Origin of the sequence: Phocaeicola sp. HCN-6420, assembly GCF_037890145.1 — a bacterium.
In the GTDB taxonomy this organism is placed as follows: domain Bacteria; phylum Bacteroidota; class Bacteroidia; order Bacteroidales; family Bacteroidaceae; genus Phocaeicola.
In genome coordinates this window covers 34,750-46,896 of the sequence record NZ_JBBKBJ010000003.1, presented here as the reverse complement: position 1 = coordinate 46,896, position 12,147 = coordinate 34,750, and the positions used below count along the sequence as shown (strand labels likewise).

The following is a 12,147-nucleotide window of genomic DNA, read 5'->3' as shown; positions in this document are numbered from 1 at the left end:
AATCTCTCCGAAAAATTGATTATCCACCGGACATTAGTGATTATGAATCAAAAAAAGGAAATATTAGAAAAATTGGCTTTCATAAGACGCCATAAAGAATTTGCATCTTTTGGAGTAAAGGAACAAGAGGTATCTTATAATCCTTGTCTATCTGAAGAAGATATTAAGGAGTTTGAGCATAAACATTGTATAACTCTTCCTGATGATTACAGAACTTTTATTTCTGAAATAGGAAATGGAGGTTTTGGACCGGGATATGGATTATTGCCTCTTGATAAAGCTATTGTTGATTTCAAATTAAGAGACAAACCTAATATTTCCTTGAATGAAAAATTCCCATATCAAGATAGTTGGAATGAAGAATGGATAACCTCCTTTAATTGGAACGAGGGATACCCGGAAACGGAAATTGTTAATGCGTATATTAGTACCGCACATATTGCAGGCTGTCTGCAAATAAGTCATTTCGGACATGGATGTACATTTCTATTGGTGGTGAATGGAAATGAAAAAGGACATATTTGGTTTGATGGACGAGCTGATTATAGTGGACTTGTACCGAAATTAAAAGATGGGCAAAGAATATCATTTATAGAATGGTATGTAACCTTTCTTGATATGGAAATTGAGAACATAAATGAATCACTAACAAACAGCACTACCGCTTAAAGCAGAACGCTGACAAACATTATCTGCCCATAAAAAGAATGAATATGAAGATAGAATTAGAAAATTGTCAAAAAAGTCTTACTCTCAAAGATTTTGAAGAAGTTGAGAGCAAGTTGGGTCATGTTTTGCCGGAAAGACTGAAAGAGTTCTATTTGCAATATAATGGAGGAGAACCTAAACAGCAAACCATCTCCATAAACAAATATTACGAAGTGGAAATTAGAATTTTCCAACCGTTCAAATATAATAAGAGTTTTAAAAATGCTCTTTTTCATACTGTTGAAGGAGAAACCTTGGAGCATCGTAGTTCTAATTCGATTTCTGACAATATTCTGCTATTTGCCAGTGGACATAACAATTTGAGAAATATTGGTGTAATTGCAATCAATATAAAAAACAGAGCTGTATATTTTTATAAAATTATTGGTTTTGTAAAAAATAGCGATGCATTTATTTTTGATGAACCTCAATTGATAGCGGATTCAATAGATGATTTTTTCAATAATCTCGTTGCTTTCCCAAAAATCGAAGAGGAACAACAAACGGAGATTATAGAAATAGAAGGTGTAATGCCTGAACTTTCGGACTGTTCGGCTTCGCTAACAAAAGAAGATATAAAGAATTTTGAGGTTGAGTTGAATGTAAAGATTCCGGCAGGCATGAAGAACTTTTACCTCAAGTTCAACGGTGGTATGCCATCACCATATTGTTTTCAACCGCAGGACGAGGATTTGGATCGGGTGGAGATAAATGCGTTCTTTCCGATAAAGGAACGCACCAATGCTTTTGAAACAATTGAAGTCATAGCCAAAGATATATGGAGTAGGAATTTAATGCCATGCAATCTGTTGCCTTTTGCTATGGATTCGGGTGGAAACTATTATGCGTTGAACTTGAAGAATAAAAAGATTTACTATTACGTGACTGACGAGTGGGACGAAAACGCTTCAAGAGAATACAACTTTGAAACAAATACTCGTTACATCGCCCAGTCATTCAATTACTTTATAAATCATTTCATCGAAGAAGAGGAATAAAGCGGGCAGATAACAAGCGGATCAATCTCCTTTAATGATGATTATCCACCGAACATTACCAGCAAAAAAGAAAAATAAAATGAAAAAGGAAAAGAAATTTTTTATACCAGCAAATAACATAAAAGATCTCCTTACAGATTGGAATGAAGCAGGAGGATGTTTTGCAAGCGATAGAATAACAGTCGATGGTCTTCCCGTAGGATATATGTATCGAGAAATCCCAGATGGTGAAAGTCCTTTTGGCGAGTATGACAGCGGATGGAGATTTTTTGCTGGTGATGAGGATGATGAGTATGCAAATAATCCTGAAAATTTAGACATTTATAGTCTAAATACAATTTGTAATTACTCGCCAGATATTATACCGCTTCTTCACGCTCCATACGGTACCGCATACGGCAGAGATGAAAATGGAATGTTTCAAGAAGAATCTTTGGAATCTTTAGAAGAATAATGCTGGTAACATGCGGATTAATCTCCCTTAAAGGTCGATTATCCGCCGAACATTATACACGTCATGAGCCAAATGATACTATTCACATATAAAAAGCCTAATAATCTATTCTTTGGAATAGAAAATAATTTGTATTTTAAAGAATATGCAAAAGTTCTTTTTCATACAAATTGTACTGATGGGATATATACTATTCCCAATTTTGATAGTCTGTGTGTCTGTGCGCAGAAAAGTATAGGTAATGGAATATCTATCAACCAAACAGAATTATTCAAAGTTCTTCAATGGATTCAAAATGAAGAAATATATATGTGGTATGGAGCAGAGTGTGATGATTTGGATTGTATTGAAAATTTTGAAACATTAATCAATGCTATAAGTAATGGATTATTAACTTCCTCTGGGGAACTATATATCCATTATAAGAAATCTAATAAAAAATAACGTGTATAACAAGCGTATCAATCGCTCTTGAAAGGGCGATTATCCACCGAACATTAGCATCATATAAAATTGAAATTATGAAAGAATTAGAATTAAGAAAACCATATCGTTTACAAGAAATTATCGAAATAGTTTCTAAAAATATAGCTAATAATGGCTTCACTGACTCTAACTATTGCTTATACTCCAATGAGGGTACAGCCCAATTGAATCAATTATGCTATTTGGAACTATATCCTACGATAGATGATAATGATGAGGAAGTATATCCAGATTTTGTAAGAGATAAGTCTTTGGATTTATTTTACTACGGGCAACAATTTGAAGATGTATTGATGTCCGTATTTGATCAAAAAGAAACTGCATCAATTAATGACTATATTGATGCGTTGAACTATTATATGGAAAATGATACGTTTATGGATTTCTGATGATGCTAACAAACAGCAAACCGACTGAATAAGCGGAACGCTGCCAAACATTAGCAATCAACGAAATAAATATAAAACAATGAGTGAAATTAAAGAATACCGTCCAATTAACGAGGACGAACGAATTGAAATAGATCAGCTTGCAGCTAAAGGCTTAGTCCTTATTGGCTTGCAGGAAAGTGCTGAATCCTCTGTCATCCTTGATGGCATAAAGAACTATCTCAATAATTTTGAAAGTTCAGATGACGAGGAAATTACTGATAGAGCTTATGAGTTAGGTTCCCTGTTAGGAAACACTATCCAAAAGCACTATGGATGGAACTGGTTTTGTGTAGAGGAAAATACAGATGATTCTTTTCATTGTGTTGCCTCTAATAAAGAACGAGCCTGCTGCGCCTGTCATGAATATATATACTCCATATTGACAAAACAGCATTCCAATAATGTAAAGTTGCTGTTCAATATGATAAATAAAGATTATCCAAAAGAATGGCATTTCATGTTGCTTTCTTAAACGATTGCTAACAAACAGCAAGCCGACTGAATAAGCGGAACGCTGCCAAACATTACCGATAATAATAAAAACAAAGAAAATATGAACGAACGATATGCCAAATGTATTCCATTCGATAAGAATGTAAAAGGCAGGATTGGTGGCAATCCACCTAAATGTATAGAAGGACAAATCCCTTGCGATTATAAATTCTATGCAACACTGGTACATCCTGAAAAGGAGAACATCATGCTTTCTATCATCATTCACCAAGATTATGACACTCTTATTGACAACAACATATATCCCTCAATAGCAGTCAAAGTAATAGAACATGAATTTTCCGAAATTGGCAATTGTGCAGAAAAGCGAAACGCCAGCTTAGACATGTGTTCTATCAGTGAATATTCAGAAGATAAGGATAGTGAAAATATACTTGTAAAAATAGGTGGTGAACCTTCCCTTATCCAAGATGAAGAAAGCTATTATAAAGAATTAGAGAAACATGGTTTTTCTTTTTTCTTATCAATAGACGAGGACGGATATAGTGAAGATGTTACTATTGGCAGTTATCCTTTCGGATATGGAGCTTTGTATTTGTATAAGCGCTGTACAACCAATGAAATAATCGCAGGATTTTGGCAATGTTCGTAAAAATATATCGGTAACATGCACCTGTTCCGCCTAACGGCGGCAAGCTGCAAACCATTAGTCGCTTGAAAAATAAAAAAAGAAAATGAGCAAGATAATGATATGGGTCGGTCAATTCGATTCCGAAGCTGACTTTGAGAAATATATGGATCAATCGGCTTTCCGTCAATGGTGGAAAGAATACGATGAAGACAATAAGGAACTTCGTTGCCAGTTCTGTAAAGAGCTTGGTGTAATGGACTATGACGAAGATTCTCTTATTATGAAATATTCTTCTGAAGGACTTGAGAATCTGTTGAATGTTATTCCGGCAGACACAGATAAAATCAAGGAAATACTAAGAGCGAAAAAAATAACTGTCGCAAATGCGGCAATCATGTATAATAGCCATGAGGGTATATCATTGCAGAAAGCGACGAATACCGTATCGGTATCCTTCTTGGGCTCTTTTATTTTTGAACTTAATCCGACTGGTACAACAGCCTCGACTGCCGGTTTGAAATATATGACATGGATTGGGCATACCGATAAAAATGAAACCGAATTTATGGAGTATTTTAATCAAGAGCAATACCTCAAGGAGTTGGAAGCGTATGAATCCGGTCAGAGCAAAAAGCGTCCCAATCCCGAACATCGTTGTCAGTTCTGTAAAGACTTAGGTATAAAATTCTATTATCCAGAGTTTTTAAGAATTAAAATTGACAAAACATGTACAATGAATTCTGTTCAATTAATTCAATCAGTTATAATAGACAATAATGTACTTGATTGTTGGGTTGAAAAATCATTAAATAGAAATGGCCTTAATAATGCCTCAAATAATTGTACTTTCTGCTATATCCCGAATGGTTTTAGAGATAAAAAGAAAAACCAAAAAGTTTTTATTCTTAAAGAAAACATGAAAGGTCATCTTGGCATACCTAAAAAATATGTTGAAGAGATTGCGGACTATAATGGTCTTCGTTACTTATCAACATTTGAATGGGAATAAGCGACTAACAAACAGCAAACCGACTAAAAAGCGGAACGCTGCCAAACATTATAAACTCTGGATATAAGGATGAATGTATGAATAATCAATATGCAGTTTTAATAAGTAGTGAAATCCCTGAACTTGGAGAATTGGACTTACTGCGCTCAATTTACCGAGAGTTGAATGGTTATATGGAAGATTACAATAACCAAATCAACTTAGATGATTTGGGAGATTGGAAACTTCTCATACAGATAAATCTTCGAAATACTAATGGGGGGATTGGGATTTTCAAACGGGCAAAACGTTTCCCATCTAATAAAGAGTTTGAAATATCTATTTCCATACCAGTACCAAATTTGGAGGAAGCACGCTATGGAATATCCGATATGACGGGGATTTATATTCCTTTAAATATTAAAAACTTCTACATTCTTTCTCCATGCTTTAGTAAATATGATAATTTGTATCATTATATTCTTGAGAGTGCAAAACAAACCATAGATGCAGCTTTTACTTATGGCTTTACATGTAACGGCAAAAGAATAAAGAAAAAAGAGTTTATAACAAACAGCACTACCGACTGAATAAGGCGGAACGCTGCAAACCATTAGTCGCTTGAAAAATAAAAAAAGAAAATGAGTAAGATAATGATATGGGTCGGTCAATTCGATTCCGAAGCTGACGTTGAGAAATATATGGATCAATCGGCTTTCCGTCAATGGTGGAAAGATTATGATGAAGACAATAAGGAACTTCGTTGCCAGTTCTGTAAGGAGCTTGGTGTAATGAACTATGATGAGGATTTTCTTATTATGAAATTCACATCTGACGGCTTGGCAGGATTACTTAACCTTATTCCTGCTGATACCCAAAAGATAAGTCTGTCGATGGCTGATAAAAATATTACAATGGCAAATGCTGTTATCTGCTATAATTGTCGTGAGGGTATATCTCCTAAGAAGGCAGAGAATGCCACAACCATGACTTATCTTGGTACGTTTGAGTTTGAACTGTCGCCTGAAGGTGTACAAGGGTCTAATGCTGGATTAGAATATATGATTTGGATTGGCACAACCGATAAAAGTCGGGAAGAATTTATGGAGTATTTCAATCAAGATGAATACATGAAAGAAATACGAGATTACAAAGAAAGTCGTACAAAGAAACGCCCAAATCCGGAACATCGCTGTCAGTTCTGTAAAGACATTAATATAAAGTATTACTATCCAGAATTTCTAACTGTGGAAATTAAGGATGAACCCGAAAATCCTTTTAATCTTGTTAGAATGATGATTGATAACAAACTTGTCCTTGACTGGTATATTGAGTCCGATATTGATGAATACCACATAAAGCCATCAAATTGTATTGTGTGCTATATACCCAATGGTTTCAAGGACAACAAAAGGAATCAGAAAATCTTTATTAAGAAGAAAAATTATGATTCATATGAAACACCTAAAAAATTTGTGGATGAATTAGACAGTTACAACGGTATTCAATATTTGGAAACTTATATTGCAGAATAAAGCGACTAACAAACGGATAATTTCCCTTAAAGGTCGATTATCCACTGGACATTATAATAAATAAAAATCAAAGCATTATGGCAAAATATGAGTTGGGGGCAATTTATAAAATTAATGGTCGAAGTGGTGAATTGTATTATGTAAGACTTTTGACAAACGACTGTTATGGCGTTTTTTCATCATTAGAAGGCGAACTGAATGAAGAGACATTTGCTCAAACCCATTATCGTCTCTATTTTAGCTGTAACTCTTTTCCTATAAAACGAGGTATATGGGAAAAAGTCGTATCATCTCCAAACTGTACAGATATTGCACGGTGGCAACGCCCTCAATATTTAGCTAATTTTGCTAATTTCAACATGAAATTATTTCTTGATCAATGTAGAGTTTTTCATGAAGATGGGAACCTTTATCAATGTGAAAGTAAAGAGGAGTTTATTAGATTAGTAAAATCCGGTAAGATTTTATTTTGTTTTAATACTTATGAAATTATACCAGACTTTCTAATGAGGTATTACAAGGATTTCCCCAATAGCTATATTGTAAATAAAGATTTTATCCATAGTGGAACTTTGGAATACCAAAAAGAACAAACAAATGTATTAAAAGAATTAGGCTTTGATATTGGAAACTTATTATAACAAGCGGCTGAACATTCCTATAAAGGTTAGTTAGCCACCAAACATTACCGATTAACAATGACAATATGAAATGGTATAAAATATACTTGAATGGAGAAAATCGAATATGGAAGAAATGTATTACATATTCGTGGGAGTTTATATATGAAGATAAAGAAATTAATTTTCAAAGAATTATAGATTCATCTTCATCGGAAAGGTATCAGATAAAAGCTCTTATCAAAGGTAAGGGGCTAATCGCTAAAAGTATATCTGAATTTGGGCAAATAAGAATGCCAGAATTTGCTGAAGTCAGCCATTTGTTTCTTGTCAGAGAAGATATATTGAATATAAACGAATTGTCCTCCATAAAAGGAATTTCTTTAAAAAGGGTTTCAGTACATGGAGATTTCCCACTTGATTATATGGCAATTATTTTTAATGAAGTAATTGATTGTGTTGACAATATTCATTCCAAACGAGAAGAATTTGAATGCATGAGTACACTTGTGTTAGATATGTCTAAAATACCTTCATCTGTAGATGGGTTCTTTTTAAAAGGGTGGAATAAATACGGTTTTTATAAAAACATTGTCAATGAAAATATGAAAATGCAATTACTTCATTTGTATAAGGCAAATGAGTTTTTAAAATTTAAAGAAATAGAAATAAATGGCACATCGGTAACAAATGGATAAATCTCCGTAAGAGAGATTATCCGCCGAACATTATCAACTTATTAATGAATAAAATGAAAAAAGACAAACATATAAAAGTGCTATTCCACTTGGAACAAGATGAAGATGGCTATCCACCATTTTCTATTGAAGGTTTGTGGTGCAAAAAGGCAAGTAATGATACCTATATTGTCGATAATGTGCCATTCTATACCTATGGAATCAGTTTGGGGGATGAGATATGTGTTACAGAAGAAGATGGCGAATATCATTTTCAATCCATAGTGAATCCCTCTGGAAATAGCACATTGAGGGTACATTTTAACGATAAACGTATGCAGATGGTCAGAGACAAACTACTTGATATGGGATGCAAGGTAGAGATTTCTAATCTCTCTTCATTCGTATCCATAAATGTACCACAAGAAGTTTCCTTAAAAGTGGTCGAAGATGTTCTGACCAATATGCAAAAAGAATGTGATAGTTTGGCTTATGAACATGGTGTTGTCAGACAAAATATAAGTTGATAACAAACAGCAGATCGACTGAATAAGCGGAACGCTGCCGAACATTATCGTTGTCAACATTAGAATAAAAAAAATGAAAACAATAGAAGATATGAAACTTGAATTATTGAGTGATAACTCAAATAAGTTCATGCAGACTCTAATAGATTATGACATAAAAAGTAAAGACAAATATGGCAGTAATCTACTTCATTATTATATAATGAACTATGATAGTATTGTACATCCAGCAGGTGTGATTATATCCGAATTTATAAAAAAAGGATTGGATATAAATGATAAAAGAAAAGACGGACGGACTGCATTATATCTTTCTGTTCAGTGTCAGCTACAAGATATTTTTGAAATACTCCTGAATAGCAATGCAGATTTGGATATACAAAATGTAAATGGGAATACTCCTTTATGGGAAGCCGTTATGCGATACCGTGGAGATGGCTTCTTTATCGAACAACTTTTGAAAAATGGGGCTAATCCCGATATAAAAAATAACTATGGAGTATCTCCTAAATCATTGGCAAGAACTATCGCAAATTATGATGTAAGAAGATTCTTTAACAACGATAACAAACAGCAAACCGACTGAACAAGCGGCACGCTGCCAAACATTAATCGCTGAGAAAAATATGAATAATTGGATTGAAACATCAGGAAGCCCATTTGTCATTGTTGAGCAACAATATGCCCATCAATGGAAGGGTCAAGAAAACTACAATGCTATATGTAGCGTAACAGATTACTTGGGGAAAATCTATATAGACAATCATGTCTTATTGGTAATGGGAGATGAACCGATGGCTACACGCATAGTAAATAAAGATGGAGCAATTTTAATAATTCGTTGGAAGTATGCTCCCGATTATCTAACGGTGGAAAAACTTCTGGAGAATGATATAGTAACTGGGGCAGAACCGATAGAAGAAGTTGAAGTAAAATGGGATTCTACTGAATTAGTCCTATTTGATTCTTTGTCTCCCTATTGTGAAGCGTCGGTTAAAGTTTTTTTATCATTACAAAAAACATCTTGTATAATAAAAACTTATCTTTATCAAAAAGACGAAGTATCTTTAATAATACATTCAATCCAATAAAGACGATTAACAAGCGGCTCAACCTCCCCTTAAAGGTCGGTTAGCCACCAAACATTATCTGCCCATAAAAAGAATGAATATGAAAATAGAATTAGAAAATTGCCAAAAAAGTCTTACTCTCAAAGATTTTGAAGAAATAGAGAGTAAATTGGGTTATGCCTTGCCGGAAAGACTGAAAGAGTTCTATTTACAATATAATGGAGGTTCTACGAAACAGATCGCAAGCATAAATAAATATCAAGAGGTGGAAATTGAAGATTTCTTCCCATTCAAATATAACAAGGATTTTAAGAATGACCCCAGATATACGGCAGAAGGCGAAACATTAGAGTTAAGAAAAGCAGGAGCTATATCTGATAGCATTCTTATTTTTGCTATGGAATCTACCGATGAAGGTCGGATTACCATAGACTTGGTTAATGGAAAGATCTATCTTTACCCTATTGTGGGGATGCAAGATGTAATCTTCAATTTTGGAGAGCCACGACTTGTTGCAAATTCAATAGATGATTTCTTTGACAATCTCGTTGTTTTGGACGGGCACAAAGCAATTCCAGCAATAGAAGAAATCGAAGAGGGACAAACGGAGACAGCAGGTGTAATGCCTGAACTTTCGGACTGTTCGGCTTCGCTAACAAAAGAAGATATAAAGAATTTTGAGGTTGAGTTGAATGTAAAGATTCCGGCAGGCATGAAGAACTTTTACCTCAAGTTCAACGGTGGTATGCCATCACCATATTGTTATCAACCGCAGGACGAGGATTTGGATCGGGTGGAGATAAATGCGTTCTTTCCGATAAAGGAACGCACCAATGCTTTTGAAACAATTGAAGTCATAGCCAAAGATATATGGAGTAGGAATTTAATGCCATGCAATCTGTTGCCTTTTGCTATGGATTCGGGTGGAAACTATTATGCGTTGAACTTGAAGAATAAAAAGATTTACTATTACGTGACTGACGAGTGGGACGAAAACGCTTCAAGAGAATACAACTTTGAAACAAATACTCGTTACATCGCCCAGTCATTCAATTACTTTATAAATCATTTCATCGAAGAAGAGGAATAAAGCGGGCAGATAACAAGCGGATCAATCTCCTTTAATGATGATTATCCGCCGAACATTACTAACGATAACAAATTTGTATGAAAGTTTTTATTGGAGGTGAATTGGAACATAGTATTTCTGATAAGTTTCGTAAAGCAAGAAACTCTGTAATAGAATATATGGATTGTCTATGTGATATTTCATATATTAATGAACTAAGTTTCTATGTATTCTGCTTAAAAGGATTTACTACAAATCCATTAAGTCGATATTCGAAAAAACGTAATCGGATAGAATTGGAAATTCTACTCCCATTTGATAAATTTGAAACAGCAAATGATTCTCAATGTGTTGAGATATTGAAACAAAGTATTCTTGATGCTATTGAGAACTATAAAAATAAAAACATTCCACAACAATATATTGATGTAATTGTAGAAAAAATGAAAGCATCAATTAATGAATGAATTCGTTAGTAACAAACAGCACTACTGCTTAAAGCGGAACGCTATTGAACATTACAGCTATGGATATAACGAATAGAATTATTGTCGCCTTACTGGAACGAATGAAAAGTAGAAACAAGAACTTTTCATTATCAAGACCTAAGTTTCATCGGTTGTTTCAAATAAATCCCGATGGCTACTTATGGTATGGCGAGAAACTGGAGCGGCATTTACTTAACAAATATGGAGAATCGGCTGATACATTGAAATATCTTGATATATATTATTTCATTTCCAATATTGTGCGGTTGTATTACATGCCTAAAAATTCAAATTCGGAGGAAAACGAGTTTGGAAAGCTATACGCTTATGGCTCCATAATAGGGTTACACCGTTGTCATATTCCAGATAAGCGAATATATCTGAACCGATTGTTAAATACTTTACTGTTCTGTTGTCCGACTTCTGAAGAATATATCCGTAGATTCCGCTGGCAAAAAAACGGTATATATTACAAATCGCAGGATGTGGAAGTTCTTATTGCCGATACATTTACAGAAATACGGGAATCGGACAAACAATCAGAATCCATTGAAATAGTTGAGTCAATAGTCAATGAGACATACCGTTATCTGGTAGGCTCAAATACGGGGCTTCCATTTGTCCGTTCGGAAACTTTATTGCACTACAACCTGAACCCATCTGATTATATGTGGCTATATCAGCACGATAAGGAATTGTTTTATACTTGTCTTGATGCAGCAGCATTACAGTCGGAGATTTTCAGTTACAAGTCATTTGTGTACAATTTCAACCTGTATATTCTAAAAGACGCAAATATATTGGATGAATTGTCCAGATATTCCAAATGTTATGAAGCCGTTTTAGAACTGCTTTTCAAATCCGATTCAATTATGCAGAACTCTGTTATTCGGCAAATCAAATTATGTAGAAATGAAGATACCATTAAACAGAATAACAGATTGGATGCTATTAACAAATGGCTCAACTCCCTAAACAAGATTGGTTAGCCACAGAACATTAAACATTAGAA

General features: G+C 34.2%; 18 protein-coding genes. All 18 read left to right on the top strand.

Features of this window, described 5'->3' with window-relative positions:
• Positions 1-42 precede the first annotated feature (42 nt).
• Entirely contained in the window at positions 43-669 is a 627-nt protein-coding gene (locus WKT12_RS03150; protein WP_032851662.1) for an SMI1/KNR4 family protein, read from the top strand.
• Between the two features lie 38 nt (positions 670-707).
• Positions 708-1,706, top strand: a complete 999-nt coding sequence (locus WKT12_RS03145; protein ID WP_117508531.1) for an SMI1/KNR4 family protein — start codon at positions 708-710, stop codon at positions 1,704-1,706.
• Positions 1,707-1,785: 79 nt separating this feature from the next.
• Positions 1,786-2,160: a DUF2185 domain-containing protein gene (locus tag WKT12_RS03140; RefSeq protein WP_117740394.1), complete on the top strand. Its 375-nt coding sequence runs from the start codon at positions 1,786-1,788 to the stop codon at positions 2,158-2,160.
• Between the two features lie 63 nt (positions 2,161-2,223).
• Complete coding sequence (locus WKT12_RS03135) at positions 2,224-2,604, top strand: hypothetical protein (protein ID WP_039969500.1); 381 nt, start codon at positions 2,224-2,226, stop codon at positions 2,602-2,604.
• Between the two features lie 77 nt (positions 2,605-2,681).
• Positions 2,682-3,035 carry a DUF7716 domain-containing protein gene (locus WKT12_RS03130; protein ID WP_032581402.1) on the top strand — a complete coding sequence of 118 codons (354 nt, stop codon included), beginning with the start codon at positions 2,682-2,684 and terminating at the stop codon, positions 3,033-3,035.
• A gap of 79 nt (positions 3,036-3,114) precedes the next feature.
• The gene (locus WKT12_RS03125; RefSeq protein WP_008620114.1) at positions 3,115-3,549 is read left to right on the top strand and encodes a hypothetical protein; all 435 of its coding nucleotides are present in this window, start codon (positions 3,115-3,117) and stop codon (positions 3,547-3,549) included.
• 81 nt (positions 3,550-3,630) lie between these two features.
• Positions 3,631-4,182: a hypothetical protein gene (locus WKT12_RS03120; RefSeq protein ID WP_044299313.1), complete on the top strand. Its 552-nt coding sequence runs from the start codon at positions 3,631-3,633 to the stop codon at positions 4,180-4,182.
• A gap of 82 nt (positions 4,183-4,264) precedes the next feature.
• Positions 4,265-5,170, top strand: a complete 906-nt coding sequence (locus WKT12_RS03115) for an immunity 22 family protein (RefSeq protein ID WP_009017660.1) — start codon at positions 4,265-4,267, stop codon at positions 5,168-5,170.
• A 77-nt stretch (positions 5,171-5,247) separates the two neighbouring features.
• Positions 5,248-5,739 (top strand): Imm9 family immunity protein, encoded by a 492-nt coding sequence (gene imm9, locus WKT12_RS03110; RefSeq protein WP_008620116.1) that lies wholly within the window; start codon positions 5,248-5,250, stop codon positions 5,737-5,739.
• 51 nt (positions 5,740-5,790) lie between these two features.
• Positions 5,791-6,684 (top strand): immunity 22 family protein, encoded by an 894-nt coding sequence (locus WKT12_RS03105; RefSeq protein WP_004319190.1) that lies wholly within the window; start codon positions 5,791-5,793, stop codon positions 6,682-6,684.
• A 77-nt stretch (positions 6,685-6,761) separates the two neighbouring features.
• The gene (locus tag WKT12_RS03100) at positions 6,762-7,325 is read left to right on the top strand and encodes a hypothetical protein (RefSeq protein ID WP_004295267.1); all 564 of its coding nucleotides are present in this window, start codon (positions 6,762-6,764) and stop codon (positions 7,323-7,325) included.
• 65 nt (positions 7,326-7,390) lie between these two features.
• Positions 7,391-8,002 carry a hypothetical protein gene (locus WKT12_RS03095; RefSeq protein ID WP_008620122.1) on the top strand — a complete coding sequence of 204 codons (612 nt, stop codon included), beginning with the start codon at positions 7,391-7,393 and terminating at the stop codon, positions 8,000-8,002.
• Between the two features lie 53 nt (positions 8,003-8,055).
• Positions 8,056-8,508 (top strand): DUF4265 domain-containing protein, encoded by a 453-nt coding sequence (locus WKT12_RS03090; RefSeq protein WP_016212891.1) that lies wholly within the window; start codon positions 8,056-8,058, stop codon positions 8,506-8,508.
• 73 nt (positions 8,509-8,581) lie between these two features.
• Positions 8,582-9,094: an ankyrin repeat domain-containing protein gene (locus tag WKT12_RS03085; protein WP_008763874.1), complete on the top strand. Its 513-nt coding sequence runs from the start codon at positions 8,582-8,584 to the stop codon at positions 9,092-9,094.
• A gap of 40 nt (positions 9,095-9,134) precedes the next feature.
• Entirely contained in the window at positions 9,135-9,599 is a 465-nt protein-coding gene (locus WKT12_RS03080) for an Imm21 family immunity protein (protein ID WP_004295263.1), read from the top strand.
• Between the two features lie 73 nt (positions 9,600-9,672).
• Positions 9,673-10,668 carry an SMI1/KNR4 family protein gene (locus WKT12_RS03075; protein ID WP_130066060.1) on the top strand — a complete coding sequence of 332 codons (996 nt, stop codon included), beginning with the start codon at positions 9,673-9,675 and terminating at the stop codon, positions 10,666-10,668.
• A 77-nt stretch (positions 10,669-10,745) separates the two neighbouring features.
• Positions 10,746-11,114, top strand: a complete 369-nt coding sequence (locus WKT12_RS03070) for an Imm44 family immunity protein (RefSeq protein WP_004295261.1) — start codon at positions 10,746-10,748, stop codon at positions 11,112-11,114.
• 59 nt (positions 11,115-11,173) lie between these two features.
• Positions 11,174-12,124, top strand: coding sequence for a hypothetical protein (locus WKT12_RS03065; protein WP_007662662.1), 951 nt, complete (start codon positions 11,174-11,176; stop codon positions 12,122-12,124).
• Positions 12,125-12,147 lie beyond the last annotated feature (23 nt).

Coding starts and splice junctions, on each gene's coding strand:
- WKT12_RS03150 (WP_032851662.1), top strand. CDS start 43: ATGAATCAAAAAAAGGAAATATTAGAAAAATTGGCTTTCATAAGACGC.
- WKT12_RS03145 (WP_117508531.1), top strand. CDS start 708: ATGAATATGAAGATAGAATTAGAAAATTGTCAAAAAAGTCTTACTCTC.
- WKT12_RS03140 (WP_117740394.1), top strand. CDS start 1,786: ATGAAAAAGGAAAAGAAATTTTTTATACCAGCAAATAACATAAAAGAT.
- WKT12_RS03135 (WP_039969500.1), top strand. CDS start 2,224: ATGAGCCAAATGATACTATTCACATATAAAAAGCCTAATAATCTATTC.
- WKT12_RS03130 (WP_032581402.1), top strand. CDS start 2,682: ATGAAAGAATTAGAATTAAGAAAACCATATCGTTTACAAGAAATTATC.
- WKT12_RS03125 (WP_008620114.1), top strand. CDS start 3,115: ATGAGTGAAATTAAAGAATACCGTCCAATTAACGAGGACGAACGAATT.
- WKT12_RS03120 (WP_044299313.1), top strand. CDS start 3,631: ATGAACGAACGATATGCCAAATGTATTCCATTCGATAAGAATGTAAAA.
- WKT12_RS03115 (WP_009017660.1), top strand. CDS start 4,265: ATGAGCAAGATAATGATATGGGTCGGTCAATTCGATTCCGAAGCTGAC.
- imm9 (WP_008620116.1), top strand. CDS start 5,248: ATGAATAATCAATATGCAGTTTTAATAAGTAGTGAAATCCCTGAACTT.
- WKT12_RS03105 (WP_004319190.1), top strand. CDS start 5,791: ATGAGTAAGATAATGATATGGGTCGGTCAATTCGATTCCGAAGCTGAC.
- WKT12_RS03100 (WP_004295267.1), top strand. CDS start 6,762: ATGGCAAAATATGAGTTGGGGGCAATTTATAAAATTAATGGTCGAAGT.
- WKT12_RS03095 (WP_008620122.1), top strand. CDS start 7,391: ATGAAATGGTATAAAATATACTTGAATGGAGAAAATCGAATATGGAAG.
- WKT12_RS03090 (WP_016212891.1), top strand. CDS start 8,056: ATGAAAAAAGACAAACATATAAAAGTGCTATTCCACTTGGAACAAGAT.
- WKT12_RS03085 (WP_008763874.1), top strand. CDS start 8,582: ATGAAAACAATAGAAGATATGAAACTTGAATTATTGAGTGATAACTCA.
- WKT12_RS03080 (WP_004295263.1), top strand. CDS start 9,135: ATGAATAATTGGATTGAAACATCAGGAAGCCCATTTGTCATTGTTGAG.
- WKT12_RS03075 (WP_130066060.1), top strand. CDS start 9,673: ATGAATATGAAAATAGAATTAGAAAATTGCCAAAAAAGTCTTACTCTC.
- WKT12_RS03070 (WP_004295261.1), top strand. CDS start 10,746: ATGAAAGTTTTTATTGGAGGTGAATTGGAACATAGTATTTCTGATAAG.
- WKT12_RS03065 (WP_007662662.1), top strand. CDS start 11,174: ATGGATATAACGAATAGAATTATTGTCGCCTTACTGGAACGAATGAAA.